Source organism: Roseovarius sp. THAF8, from assembly GCF_009363735.1.
Classification (GTDB): domain Bacteria; phylum Pseudomonadota; class Alphaproteobacteria; order Rhodobacterales; family Rhodobacteraceae; genus Roseovarius.
Genome location: NZ_CP045410.1, coordinates 623,515 through 643,492, shown reverse-complemented (window position 1 = coordinate 643,492; position 19,978 = coordinate 623,515). Strand labels below are relative to the sequence as shown.

21 protein-coding genes are annotated in these 19,978 nt (G+C 65.7%); 8 read left to right on the top strand and 13 right to left on the bottom strand.

The window, feature by feature from the left end:
• Together FIU85_RS03120 and FIU85_RS03115 are read left to right on the top strand one after the other, a co-directional pair.
• Complete coding sequence (locus tag FIU85_RS03120) at window positions 1–720, top strand: trans-aconitate 2-methyltransferase (protein WP_254701826.1); 720 nt, start codon at window positions 1–3, stop codon at window positions 718–720.
• A 5-nt stretch (window positions 721–725) separates the two neighbouring features.
• Entirely contained in the window at window positions 726–1,496 is a 771-nt protein-coding gene (locus FIU85_RS03115) for a squalene/phytoene synthase family protein (RefSeq protein WP_152492128.1), read from the top strand.
• An 84-nt stretch (window positions 1,497–1,580) separates the two neighbouring features.
• Here the strand turns inward: FIU85_RS03115 and FIU85_RS03110 are convergent, their stop codons facing one another.
• A complete protein-coding gene (locus tag FIU85_RS03110) occupies window positions 1,581–2,801 on the bottom strand; it encodes an MFS transporter (protein ID WP_152495815.1) in 1,221 nt (406 codons plus the stop codon).
• 232 nt (window positions 2,802–3,033) lie between these two features.
• Here FIU85_RS03110 and FIU85_RS03105 point away from each other — a divergent pair, with 232 nt between their 5' ends.
• From FIU85_RS03105 to FIU85_RS03095, 3 genes are read left to right on the top strand one after another with little or no spacing between them, the layout of a single operon-like run.
• Window positions 3,034–3,762 carry a cobalt-precorrin-6A reductase gene (locus tag FIU85_RS03105; protein WP_152495814.1) on the top strand — a complete coding sequence of 243 codons (729 nt, stop codon included), beginning with the start codon at window positions 3,034–3,036 and terminating at the stop codon, window positions 3,760–3,762.
• Window positions 3,744–4,388 (top strand): DNA-3-methyladenine glycosylase, encoded by a 645-nt coding sequence (locus FIU85_RS03100; protein ID WP_172978060.1) that lies wholly within the window; start codon window positions 3,744–3,746, stop codon window positions 4,386–4,388. Before FIU85_RS03105 ends, FIU85_RS03100 begins: the two co-directional genes overlap by 19 nt.
• Window positions 4,385–5,050, top strand: coding sequence for an alpha/beta hydrolase (locus FIU85_RS03095; RefSeq protein ID WP_152495813.1), 666 nt, complete (start codon window positions 4,385–4,387; stop codon window positions 5,048–5,050). The genes FIU85_RS03100 and FIU85_RS03095 overlap by 4 nt, the downstream gene beginning before the upstream one ends.
• Before the next feature lie 90 nt (window positions 5,051–5,140).
• Here the strand turns inward: FIU85_RS03095 and FIU85_RS03090 are convergent, their stop codons facing one another.
• From FIU85_RS03090 to FIU85_RS03050, 9 genes are all read right to left on the bottom strand, one after another.
• Complete coding sequence (locus tag FIU85_RS03090) at window positions 5,141–6,193, bottom strand: phosphatase PAP2 family protein (RefSeq protein ID WP_152495812.1); 1,053 nt, start codon at window positions 6,191–6,193, stop codon at window positions 5,141–5,143.
• 150 nt (window positions 6,194–6,343) lie between these two features.
• On the bottom strand, window positions 6,344–7,249 hold the full coding sequence (locus tag FIU85_RS03085; RefSeq protein WP_152495811.1) for an MBL fold metallo-hydrolase: 906 nt from the start codon (window positions 7,247–7,249) through the stop codon (window positions 6,344–6,346).
• A 36-nt stretch (window positions 7,250–7,285) separates the two neighbouring features.
• On the bottom strand, window positions 7,286–8,170 hold the full coding sequence (locus FIU85_RS03080) for an MBL fold metallo-hydrolase (protein WP_152495810.1): 885 nt from the start codon (window positions 8,168–8,170) through the stop codon (window positions 7,286–7,288).
• A 13-nt stretch (window positions 8,171–8,183) separates the two neighbouring features.
• A complete protein-coding gene (locus FIU85_RS03075; RefSeq protein ID WP_152495809.1) occupies window positions 8,184–8,621 on the bottom strand; it encodes a DUF6691 family protein in 438 nt (145 codons plus the stop codon).
• A gap of 3 nt (window positions 8,622–8,624) precedes the next feature.
• Entirely contained in the window at window positions 8,625–9,056 is a 432-nt protein-coding gene (locus FIU85_RS03070; RefSeq protein WP_152498166.1) for a YeeE/YedE family protein, read from the bottom strand.
• A 3-nt stretch (window positions 9,057–9,059) separates the two neighbouring features.
• Window positions 9,060–9,335, bottom strand: a complete 276-nt coding sequence (locus tag FIU85_RS03065) for a DUF2892 domain-containing protein (protein WP_368372974.1) — start codon at window positions 9,333–9,335, stop codon at window positions 9,060–9,062.
• 66 nt (window positions 9,336–9,401) lie between these two features.
• Window positions 9,402–10,043, bottom strand: a complete 642-nt coding sequence (locus FIU85_RS03060; protein ID WP_152495808.1) for a DUF4386 domain-containing protein — start codon at window positions 10,041–10,043, stop codon at window positions 9,402–9,404.
• Between the two features lie 83 nt (window positions 10,044–10,126).
• Window positions 10,127–10,810 carry a Crp/Fnr family transcriptional regulator gene (locus tag FIU85_RS03055; RefSeq protein WP_152495807.1) on the bottom strand — a complete coding sequence of 228 codons (684 nt, stop codon included), beginning with the start codon at window positions 10,808–10,810 and terminating at the stop codon, window positions 10,127–10,129.
• 176 nt (window positions 10,811–10,986) lie between these two features.
• The gene (locus tag FIU85_RS03050) at window positions 10,987–11,859 is read right to left on the bottom strand and encodes an NAD(P)-dependent oxidoreductase (RefSeq protein WP_172978783.1); all 873 of its coding nucleotides are present in this window, start codon (window positions 11,857–11,859) and stop codon (window positions 10,987–10,989) included.
• 106 nt (window positions 11,860–11,965) lie between these two features.
• Here FIU85_RS03050 and FIU85_RS03045 point away from each other — a divergent pair, with 106 nt between their 5' ends.
• The 3 genes from FIU85_RS03045 (at window position 11,966) to FIU85_RS03035 (ending at window position 17,654) form a co-directional block, all read left to right on the top strand.
• A complete protein-coding gene (locus FIU85_RS03045) occupies window positions 11,966–14,440 on the top strand; it encodes a penicillin acylase family protein (RefSeq protein ID WP_152495806.1) in 2,475 nt (824 codons plus the stop codon).
• 230 nt (window positions 14,441–14,670) lie between these two features.
• The gene (locus tag FIU85_RS03040) at window positions 14,671–16,482 is read left to right on the top strand and encodes an ABC transporter ATP-binding protein (protein WP_152495805.1); all 1,812 of its coding nucleotides are present in this window, start codon (window positions 14,671–14,673) and stop codon (window positions 16,480–16,482) included.
• Window positions 16,483–16,493: 11 nt separating this feature from the next.
• Window positions 16,494–17,654 (top strand): M20 aminoacylase family protein, encoded by a 1,161-nt coding sequence (locus FIU85_RS03035; RefSeq protein ID WP_152495804.1) that lies wholly within the window; start codon window positions 16,494–16,496, stop codon window positions 17,652–17,654.
• Between the two features lie 5 nt (window positions 17,655–17,659).
• On the opposite strand, the gene FIU85_RS03030 is transcribed toward FIU85_RS03035, so the two are convergent.
• The 3 genes from FIU85_RS03030 to FIU85_RS03020 form a co-directional block, all read right to left on the bottom strand.
• Window positions 17,660–17,974, bottom strand: coding sequence for a TraR/DksA family transcriptional regulator (locus FIU85_RS03030; protein WP_152495803.1), 315 nt, complete (start codon window positions 17,972–17,974; stop codon window positions 17,660–17,662).
• Between the two features lie 61 nt (window positions 17,975–18,035).
• Window positions 18,036–18,944: an ABC transporter permease gene (locus FIU85_RS03025; RefSeq protein WP_254702995.1), complete on the bottom strand. Its 909-nt coding sequence runs from the start codon at window positions 18,942–18,944 to the stop codon at window positions 18,036–18,038.
• The gene (locus tag FIU85_RS03020; protein WP_152495801.1) at window positions 18,937–19,944 is read right to left on the bottom strand and encodes an ABC transporter permease; all 1,008 of its coding nucleotides are present in this window, start codon (window positions 19,942–19,944) and stop codon (window positions 18,937–18,939) included. Before FIU85_RS03020 ends, FIU85_RS03025 begins: the two co-directional genes overlap by 8 nt.
• Window positions 19,945–19,978 lie beyond the last annotated feature (34 nt).

The following is a 19,978-nucleotide window of genomic DNA, read 5'->3' as shown; positions in this document are numbered from 1 at the left end:
GTGGACGACGCCTTCCTGACGCTCCACCGCGAGATGACGCGTCAAGGCCCCGGCACATCGGAGGATGTCCGATGGGCCCTCAGCCAGCTTGACCTGCCCGATGCGCCCAATGTGCTCGACGCCGCCTGCGGTCCTGGTGCGGATCTCGTGACCCTGGCCGAATGTCTGCCCCGGGCGCAGATCGAAGGCATCGACCAGTTGCCCCACCTTGTCGAAGAGGCCCGCACGGCCACCGCCCGCTTCACCAACGTCACCGTATCGACCGGCGACATGGCGCAGATCACCGGCTTTTACGACCTCATCTGGTGCGCCGGCGCGCTCTATTTCCTAGGCGTCACCGAAGGGCTGACACTCTGGAGGCGCGCCCTCACGACCGATGGCGCAATCGCCTTCTCCGAACCCGTCCTCAGCCCCGAGGCACCGCAGGCCGCCCGCGATTTCTGGGCCGACTACCCGGCAATCTCCGACCTTGACGGCATCACCGCGCGGGTCGAGGCAGCCGGCTACGACGTGCTGAACCACCGCCTTGTCACCGGCAGGGCCTGGGCGGAGTATTACGCCGAACTCGGCGGCCGCATCGCCGCCCTACGCCCCGATGCCGACGCCGCGCTGGACCAAGTCCTCGACACCGCGCTGCGCGAAATCACCCTCTGGCGGCAGGCCCCCGGCGATATCGCCTACGCGCTCATCCTTGCGCGCCCCGGTTTCGGGCCTACCTGACGGTCATGGCGCTCGACCCAGACATCATGGCCTGCGCGGGCCTCGTCCATCGCGGCGACCCCGAGCGTTTCGCCGCCACCATGGCCGCCCCGGTGCCCGCGCGCGAAAAGCTCTTTCCGCTCTACGCCTTCAATGTCGAGGTTTCCCGTGCTCCGTGGGTCACGCAGGAGAGCATGATCGCCGAAATGCGCCTGCAATGGTGGCGCGACGTGCTGGAAGAGATCCGCACGGGCGCCGAGGTCCGCCGCCACGAGGTCGCCACGCCGCTTGCCAGGGTGCTGGACACGGACATGGCCGCACGGTTGGATGCGCTGGTCGAGGCCCGCCGCTGGGACATCTACCGCGACCCGTTCGAGGACATGAGCGCTTTCCGCGGCCACCTCACCAACACGTCCGGTCTGCTGCTGCTCGCCGCCGCCCGCACCCTCGGCGACGCGCCGGAAGAGCCGATCCTGAAAGCAGGCTACGCTCAGGGCGTCGCCAACTGGCTGCGCGCCGTGCCGGAACTCGAACGCCAGGGCCGCATCCCGCTCGTCGAAGGCACGCATGCCGCCATCCGCGCCCTGGCCGACGATGCGCTGACAGACCTCGCAGAGGCCCGCCGCACGCGCCCTGCGCCGGAAGTACGTCCGGCCATGCTGGCCCTCTGGCAGACCGACGCGATCCTGAAAAAAGCCCGCCGCGACCCCGCCGCCGTCTCGGAAAACCGCCTGACCCTGCCGCCCTTCCGCTCCCGCCTCGGGCTGATGCACCGGGCCCTGACCGGACGCTGGTAAACGGAGCGCCTGCGGCGCGCTCTATAGGGGAATGAGGGGCGCTGCCCCTCAAACTCCCCGGAGTATTTTCGGCAAGAAAAAGCCTCAGGCTGTCTTCGGCCGCATCACCAGCCAGATCAGCGCGCCACCCGCCAAGGTCAAAAGTGGCACCATCGCGAGGTTCACCGCTGTCCATCCGGCCTCCGCCGTGCTGCCCGAACAGTTCATCAGCCCGCCCGAGGCCAATGACGCCACCGTGACACCGCCAAAGACCAACAGGTCGTTCATCCCCTGCATCCGACCCCGCTCATGCACGTCATGAGCGCCCGCCAGCATGGTCGTCGCCCCGATGAACCCGAAATTCCAGCCCAGCCCCAGCAGGATCAAGGCGATGAAGAAATTCTCGATCTCCACCCCCTGCAGCGCCACGATTCCCGCGGCGGCCAGGATCACAAGGCCCGCGCCCACGATTCGCTCCACCCCGAACCGCGCGATCAGATGCCCGGTAAAGAACGAAGGCGCGAACATCGCCAGCACGTGGCCTGTCACGATGTCCGCCGCGTTGCTCTCGGTGAACCCGCAGCCCACCACCGCCAGCGGTGTCGAGGTCATCACCAGGTTCATCAGCGCATAGGACACCATGGCGCAGATCACCGCCACCGCGATTCGCGGCGTGGTCAGCAGTTCCCACCGGGTGCGCCCCCTGGGACTGTCCGGCGCGGGCGGCGGGGGTTTCGGAATGTCCAGGAAGAAGAACAGCAGCGCGCCGAAAAGGTTGATCGCGATCACCGCCAGGTACGTGCCCAGGAAAGGGACGACCATCGCCTGGCTCGTCACCTTCACCAGTTGGGGTCCGATGATGGCACTCGCCAGCCCGCCCGCCAGAACATAGGAAATCGCCTTGGGCCGAAATTCGTCGCTCGCCGTGTCCGCCGCGGCGAAGCGGTAAAAGCCCTGCGCCGACATGTAGATGCCGGTCAGGAAACTGCCCGTCAGGTAAACCGGAAAGGATGCCAGATAAAGGCCATAGCCCGCAATCGCCGCCCCGGTGGCCCCGCCCAAGGCCCCAATCAGGAAACCGGCCTTGCGCCCGAACCGCTGCATCACCATCGACAACGGGTTGGCCGAAATCATCGACCCCAGCACGATCAGCGAAATCGGCAACGTGGCGAAACACACGTTGCTGGCAAGGCTCTGCCCGGCCAGCCCGCCGACGACGAAGATCATCGCCATCTGCGCCCCCAGGAGGGCCTGCGCCAGTACCAGCACGATCACGTTACGCTTCGCGCGGCGGTCATCTTCAAGGGGCAGGGCGGTCTCGGTCATGCCGCCTTGCTAGACCCCTCTCGAGAGGCCCACAAGACCCGAAATCAATCCCAGCCCCTGCTTTTCCTCTGGCCGGAAATATCCCGGGGAGCGCGAGGGGCAGCGCCCCTCGCATCGGTCGTATTGCGCAACGCGCAATGCGAAATTCCCGATTGGCGCGAAGGGCTTGCCCCCCTATAGTCCGCCCGACCATGCCCGGACGACCCGTTCCCTCACACCAAAGGCCCAGCCCGTGACGCTCCTTTTGCTCGCCGGCACAGGCGAGGCCAAGACCATCGCCGCCCGCCTGCACGCAAGCGGCATCGCGGCCACCGCCTCGCTCGCCGGCGCCTCCCGCGCGCCCGCACCACTGGCCCTGCCCACGCGCAGCGGCGGCTTCGGGGGCGAGGCCGCGTTCCGCACCTACCTGAGCGATCAGGCGATCACTGCCGTGCTCGACGCCACGCATCCCTTCGCCGATCGCATCTCGCAGCGCACCGCCCGGGTCTGCGACGATCTATCGATTCCCTATTGCCAGGTCCTGCGCCCGCCCTGGACACCGGGGCCGGGCGACGACTGGACCCTGATGGACCGCGAGGAAGAGGCCGCCGCCCACATCCCGCCCGGCTCCACCGTCTTTCTCGCCACCGGCCGCCAGACGCTGCACCGTTTCGCCAACCTGTCCGCCTGCACCGTCATCAGCCGCCAGATCAACGTGCCCGACACGCCCTTTCCCTTCCCGAACGGCCGCTTTCTGCAAGGCGATCCGCCCTTTTCGGAGCGCCAGGAATACGACCTTTTCAAATCCCTCGGCATCGACTGGCTGATTGCCAAGAACGCGGGTGGCACGACACCCCGCACCAAGCTCGACGCCGCCCGCCGCCTCGGGCTGCGCGTCGCGCTGATCAACCGTCCGCCCCAGCCGGACGCCCGCCGCGTCGAAACTGTCGAGGACGCCCTTGCATGGGTGCGTTCGCTGTGACGGGGCGCATCATCCGCACCGATGCGGACGTGGCGGAAGGCGTGGCGCATCTCACCGCCATCTGCCCCCGCATGGCCCATGCCCACGCCCAGACCGGCCCGCTTCCCCTGCGCCGCAGACTCGACGGGTTCGCGGAACTTCTGTCAGCCATCGTCAGCCAGCAGGTCTCCACCGCCTCCGCCGCCGCCATCTGGGACCGCATGAAAACTGCAGGTCTCACTGGCCCGCGCAAGATCAAATGGGCCAGTGACGACAACCTCCGCGCCGTCGGCCTCAGCCGCCAGAAGATCCGCTATGCCCGCGCGCTCTCGGACGCCGGGATCAACTTCAAGGCCCTCCGCGATACTCCCACGGACGAGGTTATCGCCACCCTCACGCAAGTCCCCGGCATCGGCACCTGGACCGCCGAGATCTATGCCATGTTCAGCCTCGGCCGCGCCGACGTCTTCGCCCCCGGCGACCTTGCCCTGCAAGAGGCCGCGCGCCTCCTATACGACTTGCCCGACCGCCCCCGCGACCGCGCCCTGCGCGCCATGGCGACCGCCTGGAGCCCATGGAGATCGGTTGCAGCCCGCCAGCTCTGGGCCTACTACCGTGTGGCGAAACAAAGGGAAGGCATCAGATGACCCGCGTACTTCAGGCCGGCCGCAAGGAACCTCTCTCTGGCACGACCCGCTCCGTCGTCGTGTTCCTGCATGGCTACGGCGCCAATGGGGCCGACCTTCTGGGCCTCGCCGACCCGCTGGTCGAACACCTGCCGGATACGCTCTTCGTCGCGCCCGACGCGCCCGAGACGATCCCGATGATGCCCACCGGCTACCAGTGGTTCCCGATCCCCTGGATCGACGGATCGAGCGAGGAAGAGGCCCATCGCGGCCTGCAAGCGGCGTCGGAAGACCTCAACGCCTTCCTCGACGCGCTCATGGTCGACGAGGACGTGCTGCCCGAACAGGTCGTGCTCTTCGGCTTCTCGCAAGGCACGATGATGGCCCTGCACGTGGCCCCGCGGCGCGAGGACGAGATCGCCGGCATCGTCGGTTTCTCCGGCCGCTTGCTACAGCCCGAACTCCTCGCCGACGAGGTGGTCAGCCGCCCGCCGGTCCTGCTGGTCCACGGCGACGCCGACGACGTGGTGCCGCCACAGTCGCTACCCGAAGCCGCCGAGGCGCTGCAATCCGCCGGCTGGAAAGAGGTCTATGCCCATGTGATGAAAGGCACCGCCCACGGCATCGCCCCCGATGGCCTGTCCGTGGCGCTCGCCTTCATGCGCGACAAGCTCAGCCTCTGAAACCGACGCGGTTTCGCCGTTCATCTGGCGCAATCAAACGCAGTTTCGCCGTCCCCGCGTAGGGTGGGTGAAAACCCACGCATCCCCCGGCTACTCCCCCGGCACCCCCTGCAAAGCGCCGTCCTCCACCGCCTTGTCCGACGCCAACCAGGGGATCACCGCCCGCAAGGCCCCCCAGATCCCCACAACCAGCGCCGAGGACACAATCCCGTCCACCGCGTAATGCCACCCAAGGTGCACCGACCCCACCCAGATGAAGAGCGTATAGACGACGCCCGCCAGCCCCAGCCAGCGGCCAACCCCGAAGAACAACAGCGCCCACATCGCCGCCAACGCCACATGCATCGACGGCATCGCCGAGATTCCGTATCCCAGCCCGATCGCCCCGGCCTTGTACCCCGCCAGCAACTCCGCCTGGAAAACCTGCGAGGCGATCCCCGGCACCTCCGCCGCCTGTTCCGCCAGCCGGACTTTCAACGGCTCGAACACGCCCGCCTCGAACAGCGCCCCGTCATAGACCGGCCCCGCCGATGCAAACATTCCCGCCAGCACGCAGCCGATCACGAACCAGCTGATCAGGAACGTCCCGATGTAACAGGCCCGCGCCAGCGGCCCCGTTACCATCAGCCCGCAGATCACATAGGCGATCATCATCGGATAGAACCATGCGTGGTAGAACTGGTCGATCCACCATGTCGCCGCCGCGCTGCCGAACACCGCGTGGCTCAGCACCCACGGGTCATGCCCCATGAACATCATTCGGTCCCACGCGATGAAATCCGCATCCCACGTGAACCCAAAGTTCGGCAGCACAACCGTCTTGTGCACGGTGAAACTGGCCATCGTCACGATGAACGCCACCAGCGGCACGACCACGTTCAGAAACCTGGCCCGCCGCTGATGCGCCAGCCAGTCCTTCACGAACCCCAGCCGGTCCACAGGCGCCGGGCCGCGTACCGACTGCCGGATCAGGCCGCAACACAAGAGGATCAGCGCCCCCGCCGCCCACATGCTTAGGCCCAGCCCGGTGTAATGCACCAAGGGCACCGCGAAATGCCGCAACGAGACCGCCGGCGCGGCCCAGGTCCAGGCAAGAATGGCCGCGGTCACGGCCAGGAAAATGCGGTTTACGATGCGGTCCATGCCAAACCCCGTGATCTCCAGCCTGCGTCGGATGCCACGCGGGCCGCCCCATTTTGAGGCGCGATTGCGGTCATTGCGTGGAAAAGGGCAGGGCGCGCATCCCTGCAGACATCCGCGTAGGGTGGGTGAAAACCCACGCGCGGGGGATCGCTAGAACCTGTTCGCCGGGATCTTGAAATAGCTCCTGCCGTCTTCCTCCGGCTCGGGCAGGCGCCCGCCGCGCAGGTTGACCTGCAACGCCGTCAGCATCCGGTCGGGCAGGGCCAGCGTCGCATCCCGGGTCTCGCGCCGGGCCACGTACTCGGCCTTGCTCGCCCCGTCCTTCAGGTGGATGTTCTCGCGCTTCTGCTGCCCCACCGTGCTTTCCCACGCAGGCTCTTCGCGGCTGTCCGTGCCGTAATCGTGCCCGATGAAGACGCGGGAGCCGTCCGGGTGGTCCAGGATCCGCATGATGCTGTCATAAAGTTCCGCCGCCGTCCCACCGGGGAAATCGGCGCGCGCCGTTCCGGCGTCCGGCATCATCAACGTGTCATGGGCAAAGATCGCGTCGCCCACGATATAGGTCACGGACCCCAGCGTATGGCCCGGCGACAGCATCACCTTCACGTCCAGATTGCCGATGTTGAAGCTGTCGCCATCGGCAAACAAGCGGTCGAAATGCGGATCGACCGGAAAGGCGTGCGGCGCGTTGTAATAGTCCCGCCATAGCGCCGCGATCTCGCGCACCTTCTCGCCGATCCCCGTCGGCGCGCCGGTCTGCTCCTTCAGCCAGGCCCCCGCCATCAGGTGATCGGCGTGCGGATGCGTGTCGAGGATCCATTCCAGCTCCAGCCCGCGTTCAGCGATAGTGTCCAGCGCCCATTGCGCCGGCGCGAACCCGGTGGAGAAAGATTTCGGGTCCAGCGTCTGCACCACGTCGATCAGTGCCGCCTTCCGGGTTTCGGGGCAGATGCAGATATACTGGCAACTGCCTGTATCCTCGTCATAAAACCCGATCACCTCGGGGCTGCCGGCGCCGGTCGACGCGGATGTCTTGCTCAGGATATCGTCGCTCATCCTCTCCCTTCCGAATGCTGTGGAACTGACGCGGCCCTACAACCCGTTCAACGGCACTTTCAGCACCGGGTTCCCATGTTCGTCCGTCGGCACCTTTCCGGCGCGCATGTTCACCTGCAAGGACGGTATGATCAGCTTGGGCATCGCCAACGTCGCATCCCGCTCGGTGCGGAACTTGACGAACTCGTCCCGCGTCTTGCCGCCGCCAACGTGGATGTTGTGCGCCTTTTCGTCGCCCACGCTGGTCTCCCACGCGATATCCCGGCCATTCGGCCCATAGTCGTGACACATGAACAGGCGCATCGCGTCGGGCAGGGTCAGCACCTTCTGGATGCTGTCATACAGCTGCCCGGCGTCGCCGCCCGGAAAATCTGCCCGGGCCGAGCCGCCATCGGGCATGAACAGCGTGTCGCCCACGAAGGCCGCGTCGCCCATCACATGCACCATGCAGGCCGGCGTGTGGCCCGGCGTGTACATGGCGAAACATTCCATCTCGCCCACCCGGTAGGTGTCGCCATCCTCGAACAGCGCATCGAACTGCGAGCCGTCGCGCTGAAACTCGGTGCCCTCGTTGAACACCTTGCCGAACGTGTCCTGCACGACCATGATCTTGGACCCGATCCCGATCTTCCCGCCCAGCTTCTCCTGGATATAGGGCGCGGCGGACAGGTGGTCGGCATGGACATGCGTCTCGATGATCCAGTCCAGCCGCAGGCCCTGATCCTTGATCTGCCGGATCAGTTCATCGGCATGGTCATAGGTGATCCGCCCGGCGGCGTAATCAATGTCCATCACGCTGTCGACGATGGCACAGGCGTCGCTGCCGGGGTCCTTGACGATATAGCTGATCGTGTTGGTCGCCGCGTCGAAGAAGCCCTGCACCTGAGGCCTCACACCCATGTTCACGGGATAATCGTTCATCTCATGCCTCCCTTCACGTCTCCGCCCGTCTTGGCCACAGCGGCAACCCCTTGGCCAGCCGCGCCAGCCCCAGTCCCACGCCCACCGCGGCCAGGAACAGGATAACCTCCCAGCGGCCGGTGCCAAGCGCCGGAATGGCCGCCCCGGGGCAGAACCCCGCGATCCCCCAGCCGATCCCGAACAGAGCCGATCCGCCCACCAGCCTGCCGTCGATCACCGCCGAGCCGGGCACTTGGAATCGCCCGGCGAAAAGCGGCGCAGACCGCCGCCAGACCAACCGATACCCGATAAAGGTCACCACCACGGCGCCCCCCATCACGAAGATCAGGCTCGGGTCCCAAGTCCCTGCGATATCAAGAAAATTCAGAACCTTCGCCGGGTTGATCATCCCCGACAGCGTGATCCCCGCTCCGAACACCATGCCGGTAAAGACAGCGAACAGAAGCCTCATCGCTCAGCCTCCCATCACGTGACGGAGGACGAACACCGTGACCACCGCCGTGCCCATGAAGACCGGCACCGCCACGATGGACCGGCGCGACAACCTCGACAACCCGCAGACGCCATGCCCCGAGGTACAGCCCGAGCCAAGGCTCGCCCCGAATCCCACGACGATCCCGCCGATCACAATCATCGCCGGGCTGACTGGCACGTCGATCCGGGGCCAGCGCCCGGTGACAAGGAACATCAGCCCCGGCACCAGCACCATCCCCAGGATCAGCGCCGCGCGCCACGACACCTCTTCGCGCCCTTCGGCAAAGACGAACCCCGACAGGATGCCGGTCGCGCCGAAAATGCGCCCCAGCCCCAGCATCAACATCACCGCCGCCAGCCCGATCAGCACGCCGCCGGCCAGCGACGCGAAAGGTGTAAACGCCGTCTCCATCATCTAGCGCGCGCAGGTCCGGACGCCGAGGATGGAGTAAACGGGGCAAACCCGGACCGCTGCGACGATCAGCATCACGACGCCGACGATCGCGGCCCCGTATTTCCAAACCGGCGCCTCGAACGCGGACAACCCGCTGAAGAACGCAAGATACAACAGCACGGCCCCCAAAGCGGCGCGCAGGATACGGTCGATGGTGCCTACATTTACAGTCATGGTGTCCTCCATGGAAATGATGCCCCGATCATGCCCGCCGGACATCGCCCGTGTCAGTGACATAGTCACTCTTGCGGAACTCCGAACCTCATTACGAGGCAAGTTTCGAACGACCTACGCCGTCGCCCCTCACAATCGCGCCGCGACCAGCAACCACAGGCACAGCGCGCTCTCGGCGACCATCGGCACCACATAGGCGGGTTCGATCACGTCCACCCAACCGGGCACCACAAGCCGCGCAAGGCTGCCCGCGGCGTAAACCAGGGCAGCCGCGGCGATGCCACCCGCGATCACGTTCGGCACCGCCGACCGCCACAGCAGCACGGACATGATCGCGCTGTTCACCGCGAACAGGATCAGCCCGACATCATATCCGATCGCGTGCAGGTCGGTCATATGCACCGCAAGGCGCGGCGCATCCGCCAGCACCATCGGCACGCTGCCAAGCGCCATCAGGCTCGCGCCGATCAGCAGCGCTTGTCCCAATCGGAACACCATTGCCGCCAGAGCCAGCGGCGCCGAGATATGACGCAGCAGGCCAAAGAACACCAGCGCAAGCGCCACATCCGCCAACAGCATCACCGTGTCGGCAACAAGACTGAGACGCAGTTGCCCGACAGCGGCACGTAACGCACGGGTGACCTCGTCGGGGGATCCCTCCAACAACGGACCGCGTAGCACCAGCTCGGCCGTCAGCCCGCACAAAATGATGACAAGGTAAAGCGCGCCGGCCAGTCGGACGATACGGGAATCCTTGTGCGACGCCGTCATGCCAGCATCCTTTCATACAGATCGCGCAGGTTTCGGCGTCTATATCACAAATCCGGGCGCTGGCACGGGCAGCGACGCGTACATCACGCGCTCTCCGCCAGCGCCTTCAGACCTGACTTGTCCTCCAGCCTGATCCGCCCCCGCGACTGCTGCACCAGCCCGCGTTTCTGGAAATCCGCCAGCACGCGCGAAATCACCTCCCGCGCCGTGCCCAACTCGCTCGCCAGGTCCTGGTGCGTGGCCGCGACCTCCTTCCTGTCGCCGGCCAGCGCCAGCAGCCGTTCGGCCAGCCGCACGTCGATCCGCCCGAACGCCACGTCGTCCACCACGCGCAGCATGTCGATCAGCCGCCGCGAATAGGCGTCAAAGACGAACTTGCGAAACGGTTCCGCCTCGGCCACCAGCCGGTCGAACTCGGGCTTCGGCAGCACCACGGCGGTCACGTCCGTCTCGGCAATCCCTTCGGCGTTGTACGCTTCTTCGGCCAACATGCAGGCGGTCGTCAGCACGCAACTGTCCCCGGCCTCGACCCGGTAAAGCACGATCTCGCGTCCGCCTTCCGAGGTTTGCGACACGCGAATGCGCCCATCGTAGAGAAAGAACAGCCGGTCCGGCACGTTGTCCGGCCCGAAAACCTGGGTGCCTTTGTCGATCTGCACGATCCGGGCCGCCCGGATCAGCCGGTCGCGCACGGCACGGGGCAGGGCGCGTGTCCCTTGGAACCGCTCGGTCCAGTCCGCGATGCCTGTCGTCCCGTCCGCGCTCATCTTTCCGCCTCTTGCGTGACTTTGTCACCGACGTCCGCCGCTGTGACGCCTAGGTTCAAACCACTCCCTGCCGGGCCAGCCGCCCGCTTCGTCACCAAGTTGCGCATGACGGCGCGCGGCGGCGCACCCGACAGACAGCCCGAGGCGGGGCCACGCATCCCGGCCCCGCCTCGCGCTTATCCCAGCTTGCGCAGCCGCTTGATCAGGCTCGACGTGTCCCAACGCCCGCCGCCCATGTTCTGCACGTCCTTGTAATATTGGTCCACCAGCGCCGTCACCGGCAGCGACGCGCCGTTCTCGTCCCCGGTCTTCAGGCAGATCCCCAGGTCCTTGCGCATCCAGTCCACGGCAAAGCCGTGCTCGAACTGGTCGTCCAGCATCGTCTCGTAGCGGTTCGCCATCTGCCAGCTTCCGGCCGCCCCCTGGCTGATCACCTCGACCACCGCGCGCCCGTCCAGCCCCGCCTTCTCGGCGAAATGCAGCGCCTCGGACAGGCCCTGCACCAGCCCGGCAATGGCGATCTGGTTGCACATCTTGGTCATCTGTCCCGCGCCGCTCTCGCCGATCCGGCGGCAGAGCTTTGCATAGGTCTCCATCACCGGCTCGGCCCTGGAATAAACGTCGGAATCGCCGCCGCACATGATCGACAACTGCCCGTTCTCGGCCCCCGCCTGACCGCCCGAGATCGGCGCATCGACATAGCCGATCCCGGCCTCCTTGGCGGCGGCATAAAGCTCCTCGGTCACCTGCGCCGATACGGTGGTGTGGTCGACAAAGGTCGCCCCCTTCGCCATCCCCGCAAACGCGCCATCATCGCCCAGGCAAACCGACCGCAGATCGTCGTCATTGCCCACGCAGGACATCACGAACTCCGCGCCCTCCGCGGCCTTGCGCGGGGTGGGGGCATGACGCCCGCCATGCGCCTTCACCCAGGCCTCTGCCTTGGCCGCCGTCCGGTTGTAAACGCACACGTCATGGCCCGCCGAGGCCAGGTGCCCGGCCATCGGATACCCCATCACGCCCAGTCCCAGAAATGCCAGCTTTGCCATCTTGATCTCCCTCGTGCCTTCGCGCCGCATTGTGAAGAGCGGCCCATTGTCTATGCCGGGATTTGTGACTATCCCCACCGGAATGGCAACCTAACGTGGGTGGGGCATGGCGCAAGTGTTCAAATGGCTGGTGCGGATCGCGGGCGGGATGATCCTGCTCGGCCTGGTCGCGCTGCTGGGCGTCTATTTCCTGCTGTCGCGCTCGCTGCCGGACTATTCCAAGGACCTCGACGTGATCGGCATCCTGGAGCCGGTCGAGATCGTCCGCGACAACGCCAACGTGCCGCATATCTTCGGCACCAACGACCCCGACACGTTCTACGGGCTGGGATATGCCCATGCCCAGGACCGGCTGTGGCAGATGGTGATGATGCGCCGCACCGTGCAGGGGCGCTTGTCCGAGGTGTTCGGCCCCCGCACTGTCGAGATCGACAAGATCCTGCGCCGCTTCGACCTCTACACGCTCGCCCAGCGGTCGGTCGAGGCGCAGGACACCCAGACGCTTGCCGCCCTCCGCGCCTATTCCGCCGGGGTGAACGCGCGGCTGAAGGAGATCAACGAATCCGCCCTGGGTCGCGGCGCGCCCGAGATGTTCCTTTTCAACAACCCCGTGGCCCCGTGGACGCCCGCCGATTCCATCGCCATCGTCAAGCTCATGGCGGTGCAGCTTTCCGCGCATCTGGAAGAGGAAGTGCTCTACGCCCACGCAGCGCTCGAACTGGACGATGCCGACCGCCTGGCCGACATCATGCCGCTGGCGCCCGGCACCGGCATCGCCGCGCTGCCCGAATATGCCAGCCTTTTCCCCGAGGGCACGCAATTCGCCCATAACAATGCCCCCGGAATCCCCGACCACCCGCTGTCGCCCTTCAGGAAACGGGCCTTCGCCGGCGCCTCCAACGCGTGGGCCGCCGCGCCCAAGCGCTCGGCCTCGGGCGGCACGCTGCTGGCCAACGATCCGCATCTGGGCCTGACCGCGCCCGCTATCTGGTATCTCGCCCGGCTGGAGCTTCAAACGGGGGGCGTCATCGGTGCCACCATCCCGGGCGTGCCCATCGTCATGGCCGGGCGCAGCGCCGATCTGGGCTGGGGGGTCACGTCCTCCTATCTCGACGATCAGGACCTCTTCATCGAGCGTCTAAATCCTGACAACCCGCAGGAATATCTCACACCCGACGGCTACAAGCCCTTCCGTACCGAAAGCACCATCATCCGCATCTCGGACAACGCCCCAATCACGCTGACCCTGCGCTGGACGGAGAACGGCCCCGTGCTGCCCGGCTCGCATTACAACCTCGCCGACGTGACGCCCCCGGGGCACGTCGCCTCGCTCAGCTGGACCGCGCTTTCCGACAGCGACACGACGCTCTCGTCGGCCATGGCCCTGATGCGCGCCGCCTCGGTGGACGAGGCGCTCGCGGCGGGAGAATCCTACATCGCTCCCTCGCAGAACCTCACGCTGGTCGACCAGTCCACCATCGCCATGAAGACCATCGGCGCCATGCCCCGACGCGACGCCGATCATGAAACCCGCGGCCGCTACCCCTCGCGGGGATGGGAAGACAAGAACCGCTGGCAGGGCACGCTGGCCTATTCCGCCAACCCCGAGTTCACGGCCCCCGCCGGTGGCATCCTGGGCAACACCAACAACAAGACCCTGGACCGCCCCTTTCCCAACCATGTCAGCTACAAGTGGGGCGACACGCAGCGCGTCTTCCGCTGGCGCCGCCTGATGCAGAACCGCGAGGTGCACACCCGCGACAGCTTCATCGAGGCGCAGCTCGACACGGTCAGCTTCACCGCCCGCTCGCTTCTGCCGCTCATCGGCAAGGACCTGTGGTTCACCGGCGAGGCCGCGCCCGAAGGCACGCCCGAACGCCAGCGCCAGCGCGCGCTCACGCTCCTGTCAGAATGGAACGGCGAGATGAACGAACATCTGCCCGAGCCGCTGATCTACGCCGCCTGGCTGCGCGAATTGCAGCGCCGCCTGATTGTCGACGAACTCGGCCCCCTGGCGGACGAGTTCACCCATCCCGACCCGGTCTTCATCGAGCGTGTCTACCGCGATATCGACGGCGCGTCGGCCTGGTGTGACATCCGACAGTCGACGGTCGAGGAAACCTGTTCCGACGTCGCCCGCATCGCGCTCGACGCGGCGCTGATCTGGATCGACGAACGCTATGGCAGCGCGCTGGAAAGCCTGCGCTGGGGCGACGCGCACCAGGCCACGCACGATCATCAGGTCCTGGGCGAGGTGCCGCTGCTGCGCTACTTCGTCAACATCCGCCAGTCGACCTCGGGCGGCGACAACACGCTCCTGCGCGGGCGCACGCGCGGGCAGGGACCCGACCCGTTCCAGAACGTGCACGGCGCGGGCTATCGCGGGGTCTACGATTTCGCCGATCCCGACAGCAGCGTGTTCATCACCGCGACCGGGCAATCGGGCCACTTTCTCAGCCGGCACTACGACGACATGGCCCAGCTCTGGCGCCGGGGGGAATACATCCCGATGTCGCTCGACGCCGATCTCGCGCGCGCCGCGTCGGTCGGGATCACCCGCCTGACACCCGCCGCCCCCTGATGGTCCGCGCGCCATTTTCTGCGCAGAAAATGGTCCGGAGAATACATATTCTCCGGTTGCAGAATTTGCGCAAATTCTGCGCCGCTCTGGTGCTCCGGTGATCCAGAAAATCGCACCGTCGCAATACCACTTGGATACCGACGCGATACCGACGCTGGTTTTCGCCGTGCAATGTGTCGAGGAGCATCGTGAAATTGACCTCTTCCGAACCCGCTGCTTAACTCCCTGACATGCGCGACATGCCTCTTGCCCAGATCGAAAACCTCGGCGTGACGTTCCGGTCCGATGCCGGCGACACCGTGGCCGTGCGCGACGTCTCGTTCGACATTCTGCCCGGCGAAACCCTTGCAATCGTTGGGGAATCCGGCTCCGGCAAGTCCGTGACCTCACTCGCCCTGATGCGTCTTGTCGGCTTTGATGGGGGCCGGATCACCGGCGGCCGGTTGATGTTCGACGCCGGTTCCGGGCCTCTCGAGCTCGGAAAACTGACGCAAAAACAGATGCGTAGCCTCCGCGGCGCCCGGATCGGCATGATCTTCCAGGAACCCATGACCGCCCTCAACCCGGTCTTCACCATCGGCCGTCAGCTGACCGAAGGTCTGCGTAAGCACAAGCACCTCAGCCGCGCCGCCGCCCGCACCAAGGCCTTGGAATTACTGCAAGAAGTCCGCCTGTCCGAACCCGAACGCCGCCTCTCGCAATATCCCCACGAACTTTCCGGCGGCATGCGCCAGCGCGTCATGATCGCCATGGCGCTGGCCTGCGAGCCGCGCCTCCTGATCGCCGACGAGCCCACCACCGCCCTCGACGTCACCACCCAGGCCGAGATCCTCGCCCTCATCGACCGTCTCCGCCACGACCACGGAACCGCCGTTCTTTTCATCACCCACGACATGGCCGTCGTGGCCCAGGTGGCCGACCGCGTCGTGGTCCTGAAGGACGGTGAAAAAGTCGAGGAAGGCCCTGTTTCGAAAGTCTTTTCGGAGCCTTCGCATCCTTACACGCGCAGGCTTCTTGCCGCCGTGCCGCGGCTGGGCGACATGCGCGGAAAACCTGCGCCACAGCCGTTCGCGCTCGACCCCGAAGCGTCGCCGAAGCCCATACCGGGGCAGGGCACCGAACTTCTCCGGGTCGAGCACCTGAGCACGCGGTTTCCGGTGAGGGGTGGGCTTCTGCGGCAGATCGTCGGCCGTGTTCACGCGGTCGAGGATGTGTCCTTCCGCATCAATGCCGGTCAAACCCTTGCCTTGGTTGGTGAATCCGGCTGTGGCAAGTCCACCGTGGGCCGTTCTCTTCTGCGCCTGGTCGAGCCCGATCGCGGCCGCATCTCGCTGGGCGGACTGGACATAACCGCCTTGCCCGCCGCCGACCTGCGCCGCGCACGCGCGCAGATGCAGATGATCTTCCAGGACCCTTACGGCAGCCTCAATCCCGTGCTGCGCCTGGCCGAGCAGGTGGCCGAACCCCTGCGCAATTTCACCAATCAGAACAAGGCGCAACGCACTGACCGCGTGACAGCCCTGTTCGACCGGGTCGGTCTGCCAGGCAGCTTTCTCGACCGCTACCCGCACGAGCTGTCCGGTGGCCAGCGTCAGCGCGTCGCAATCGCGCGCGCCCTTGCGCTTAACCCGAAATTAATCGTCGCCGACGAAGCTGTCTCGGCGCTCGATGTGAGTGTGCAGGCGCAGGTTCTGAACCTGCTGATGGAATTGCAGGCCGAACTGGGGTTGTCCTACCTCTTCATCAGCCATGACATGGCGGTGGTCGAGCGGGTCAGCCATCACGTCGCGGTCATGTATGCCGGGCGCATCGTCGAGCGCGGGCCCCGTGCCGCCGTGTTGGAAAATCCCCGGCATCCTTACACGCGGGCGCTCCTGCGCGCTGTCCCCGTGGCCGACCCGGCCCAACGGCAGCAGATAAGTGATTTGAGTTCCAAACAGATTCCGTCTCCGATACACCCCAAGGATCACGACCCCGGCCCGTCGCTCTATCGCGAGGTTTCGCGGGATCACGTCGTTCTGACTTCGGATTGTGGATACTGAAAGGACCGCCCATGCCCATCAAGAACCGCTTTGCAGAAATGCAGGATGAGATTACGGCATGGCGACGTGATATTCACGAGAACCCCGAAATCCTCTTCGATACCCACCGCACCAGCGCCCTGGTTGCCGAAAAATTGCAATGTTTCGGCTGCGACGAGGTCGTCACCGGGCTGGGCCGCACCGGCGTCGTGGCGGTCATCAAAGGGCGCGAAAACTCTTCAGGCCGCACTATCGGCCTGCGCGCCGACATGGACGCGCTGCCGATTCACGAGGCGACGGGGCTCGACTATGCCTCCAAGACGCCCGGCGCGATGCACGCCTGCGGCCATGACGGGCACACCGCCATGCTGCTGGGCGCGGCCAGGTACCTTGCGGAGACCCGCAATTTCAACGGCACCGCCGTGATCATCTTCCAGCCTGCCGAAGAGGGCGGCGGCGGCGGCAAGGAGATGTGCGACGACGGGTTGATGGAACGCTTCGGCATCCAGGAAGTCTATGGAATGCACAACTGGCCGGGGGTCGAACCGGGCCAGTTCGCCATCCGGCCCGGCCCGTTCTTTGCCGCCACCGACAAGTTCGATATCGTGGTCGAAGGCAAGGGCGGCCACGCGGCCAAGCCGCATGAAACCATCGACCCCACGGTCGTCACGGGCCACCTGGTGACCGCGCTTCAGACCATCGTCAGCCGCAATGCCGATCCGATCCAGCAAATCGTTGTCTCGGTGACCTCGATGGAAACCTCGTCGCATACATTCAACGTGATTCCGTCCCGCGTCACGCTGATGGGCACCGTGCGCACTCTCAGCAACGAGACGCGAGAGCTGGCCGCGACCCGGATGAAGGGCATCTGCGACCATATCGGCGCGGCCTTCGGGGCCGAGATATCGCTTGATTACGAGTACAATTACCCGGTCATGGCCAACCATGACGAACAGACGGAGTTCGCCGCCGAGGTGGCAAAATCGGTGTCAGGTCAATGCGATACGGCCCCGCTCGTGATGGGCGGCGAGGATTTCGCCTTCATGCTCGAGGAACGCCCCGGGGCCTATATCCTCGTCGGCAACGGCGCCTCGGCCCCGGTTCATCATCCGGAGTACAACTTCAACGACGAGGTCATCCCCGCCGGCTGCAGCTGGTGGGCCGAAATCATCGAACAGCGGATGCCGGCCTGATTCGGTCAGGCCGCGCAGTGGGCGCAGAACGGTGTGTCCGGCAGGAACTTCAGCCGGGCCTCCGGGATGCTCTCCCCGCAGGCAGTGCAGATACCATATGTACCCACCTTGATCCGCTCCAGCGCGGCATCGATCCGGCGGACCTCTTCCAGTTCCGCCAAACCCAGCGCCTCGAGCACCTCGTCACCCTGCCGCTCCGAGGCGCGGTCTTCCCAGTCCTTGGGTGGTGTCTCGTCCAACGTGCGTTCGACGGTGCTCAGATGCGTGGTCAGCGTTTCTCGGCGTTTTAACAACGCGATTTTCTGGGCTTCGTGCTTCATGGTGGCCTCCCTTTCGCGGGCTCCATATTCGCAAACCAAGCCCGTGCCGCCTTGATCGCGATCAAAGCCGCGCGGCTCGGGCGCGCAGCTTGGGGTCGAGCGCATCGCGCAGCCCGTCGCCCATGAAATTCACGCTGAGGACGGTGAGCGAGATCATCAGACCCGGCCAGAACACGCGCCAGGGGAACTCTGCCAGATAGACCACGCCATCGCTCAGTAGGCGCCCCCAGGTGGGAAAATCGGATGGAAAACCCAGGCCCAGAAAGCTCAGCGCGCTTTCGGTTATGATCGCGTTGGCAATCCCGAGCGTGGCCGAAACCACCACCGGCGACAGGACGTTCGGCAGCACGTGCCGGGTGATCTGGCGAAAGCGCGTGGTTCCCGCGGCGCGTGCCGCCAGGATGTATTCGCGCTCCCGCACGCTCAGCACGTCGGCCCGCACGATCCGTGCCACGGGCATCCAGCTGGTCAGTCCGATCGCGGCGACGACCAAAAGGAAAATTCCCATCTCCGTCCCCACCGCGGCACTCAGCGCTTCGCGGAACAGCATCACGATGACCAGCAGCAACGGCAGAAGGGGCAGGGACAGAAACAGGTCCGTCAGCCGCATCAACGGCCCGTCGAGCCGGGGAAAGAACCCGGCGGACACACCCACCAGCGTGCCCAGACATACCGACAGCACCATGGCCGCCAACCCGACCGCCAGCGAGATGCGTCCCCCCAGAAGCACCTGTGCCAGCACGTCCCGGCCCAGCTGATCGGTGCCGAAGGGATGCGCCAGGCTCGGCGCCGCGTTGCGGGCGGAGAAATCCAGCTCATCGGGCGCGATGCTCCACAGGGCCGGGCCAAGCAGTACGGCCAGCACGATACCGGCAAAAAGATATGCGCCGAAGACGGCGCCCTTGTGGCGCAGGAACTGGCGCCGGACGTCGCGCCAGAGGCCGGTTTTCGCGGGCGCGCGGTCAGTCATAACGGATTCTCGGATCGAGCAGACCATAGAGCAGGTCCGCAACCAGGTTGGCGAGGACGATCAGGACAGCGAACAGGAACGTCAGCGTCTGAACCATGGGCAGGTCGTTGGCCTTGATCGCCCCGATCAGCTGCGCGCCGATGCCGTTTATCGCGAACACCTGCTCGGTGATGATGGCCCCGCCGAACACCGCCGGGGCGCCCAGTGCAATGACGGTTACGACCGGGATCATCGAATTGCGCAGGACGTGCGCCATCACCACCGCCCACTCTCCAAGCCCTTTGGCCCGCGCCGTGCGCACGTAATCCTGGCCGAGGTTGTCCAGCATGGCAGAGCGCAGGTAGCGGCTGATCTGCGCCGTGGTCTGCACCGACAAGACCAGCACCGGCAAGACCATCTGCCGGACCTGATAGATGAAGCTGTCCCAATCCCTCACGCTATGCGTCGTCTCGTAGATGAAGGGCAGCAGGTCGAGCTGAACCGCGAAGACATAGATGACCAAGGGGCCGGTCAGGAACGGTGGCAGGGAATAGCCCAGCATCGTCACGAAGGTGCCGGCGTTGTCGAAGACCGAGTATTGCCGGTAGGCCGAGTAGATTCCGATCGGCAACGCCACGAGAATGCCGACCACATAGGCCGTGCCGACGACCCAGAGGGTCTGGGGCAGGGCGCGGGCGATCTCGGCCATGACGGGCGCACGGCTCTGCCAGCTCAGGACACGCAGCTTTCCGTCGGCGAGGGATGTTCCGAACACGCTATCCAACAGCACTTGCGGCTCGATCCAGAAGAATTGCACCATCCACTTCCAGAACCGCACATGCACGGGCTCGCCAAGGCCGAGCGCCTCGCGCATCCGGGCCTTTACCTCGGGCGAAATCGTTTGGGGCAGGTTGCCCATGGGGTCGCCCGGCGCGAACTCCAGCAACAGAAAGATGATCAACGCGATCAGGATCAGGGCCGGTATCGACAGCAGCAATCGGCGCAAAGCGAATGTCAGCATTCAGCCATGTCCATTGGCGGCCCCCATCGTAGCC

Excerpts from the sequence above, each read along its gene's own strand:
- FIU85_RS03115 (WP_152492128.1), top strand. The coding sequence starts at position 726 with ATGGCGCTCGACCCAGACATCATGGCCTGCGCGGGCCTCGTCCATCGC.
- FIU85_RS03110 (WP_152495815.1), bottom strand. The coding sequence starts at position 2,801 with ATGACCGAGACCGCCCTGCCCCTTGAAGATGACCGCCGCGCGAAGCGT.
- FIU85_RS03100 (WP_172978060.1), top strand. The coding sequence starts at position 3,744 with ATGGGTGCGTTCGCTGTGACGGGGCGCATCATCCGCACCGATGCGGAC.
- FIU85_RS03095 (WP_152495813.1), top strand. The coding sequence starts at position 4,385 with ATGACCCGCGTACTTCAGGCCGGCCGCAAGGAACCTCTCTCTGGCACG.
- FIU85_RS03090 (WP_152495812.1), bottom strand. The coding sequence starts at position 6,193 with ATGGACCGCATCGTAAACCGCATTTTCCTGGCCGTGACCGCGGCCATT.
- FIU85_RS03085 (WP_152495811.1), bottom strand. The coding sequence starts at position 7,249 with ATGAGCGACGATATCCTGAGCAAGACATCCGCGTCGACCGGCGCCGGC.
- FIU85_RS03080 (WP_152495810.1), bottom strand. The coding sequence starts at position 8,170 with ATGAACGATTATCCCGTGAACATGGGTGTGAGGCCTCAGGTGCAGGGC.
- FIU85_RS03075 (WP_152495809.1), bottom strand. The coding sequence starts at position 8,621 with ATGAGGCTTCTGTTCGCTGTCTTTACCGGCATGGTGTTCGGAGCGGGG.
- FIU85_RS03070 (WP_152498166.1), bottom strand. The coding sequence starts at position 9,056 with ATGGAGACGGCGTTTACACCTTTCGCGTCGCTGGCCGGCGGCGTGCTG.
- FIU85_RS03065 (WP_368372974.1), bottom strand. The coding sequence starts at position 9,335 with ATGTCACTGACACGGGCGATGTCCGGCGGGCATGATCGGGGCATCATT.
- FIU85_RS03060 (WP_152495808.1), bottom strand. The coding sequence starts at position 10,043 with ATGACGGCGTCGCACAAGGATTCCCGTATCGTCCGACTGGCCGGCGCG.
- FIU85_RS03055 (WP_152495807.1), bottom strand. The coding sequence starts at position 10,810 with ATGAGCGCGGACGGGACGACAGGCATCGCGGACTGGACCGAGCGGTTC.
- FIU85_RS03050 (WP_172978783.1), bottom strand. The coding sequence starts at position 11,859 with ATGGCAAAGCTGGCATTTCTGGGACTGGGCGTGATGGGGTATCCGATG.
- FIU85_RS03045 (WP_152495806.1), top strand. The coding sequence starts at position 11,966 with ATGGCGCAAGTGTTCAAATGGCTGGTGCGGATCGCGGGCGGGATGATC.
- FIU85_RS03040 (WP_152495805.1), top strand. The coding sequence starts at position 14,671 with ATGCGCGACATGCCTCTTGCCCAGATCGAAAACCTCGGCGTGACGTTC.
- FIU85_RS03035 (WP_152495804.1), top strand. The coding sequence starts at position 16,494 with ATGCCCATCAAGAACCGCTTTGCAGAAATGCAGGATGAGATTACGGCA.
- FIU85_RS03030 (WP_152495803.1), bottom strand. The coding sequence starts at position 17,974 with ATGAAGCACGAAGCCCAGAAAATCGCGTTGTTAAAACGCCGAGAAACG.
- FIU85_RS03025 (WP_254702995.1), bottom strand. The coding sequence starts at position 18,944 with ATGACTGACCGCGCGCCCGCGAAAACCGGCCTCTGGCGCGACGTCCGG.
- FIU85_RS03020 (WP_152495801.1), bottom strand. The coding sequence starts at position 19,944 with ATGCTGACATTCGCTTTGCGCCGATTGCTGCTGTCGATACCGGCCCTG.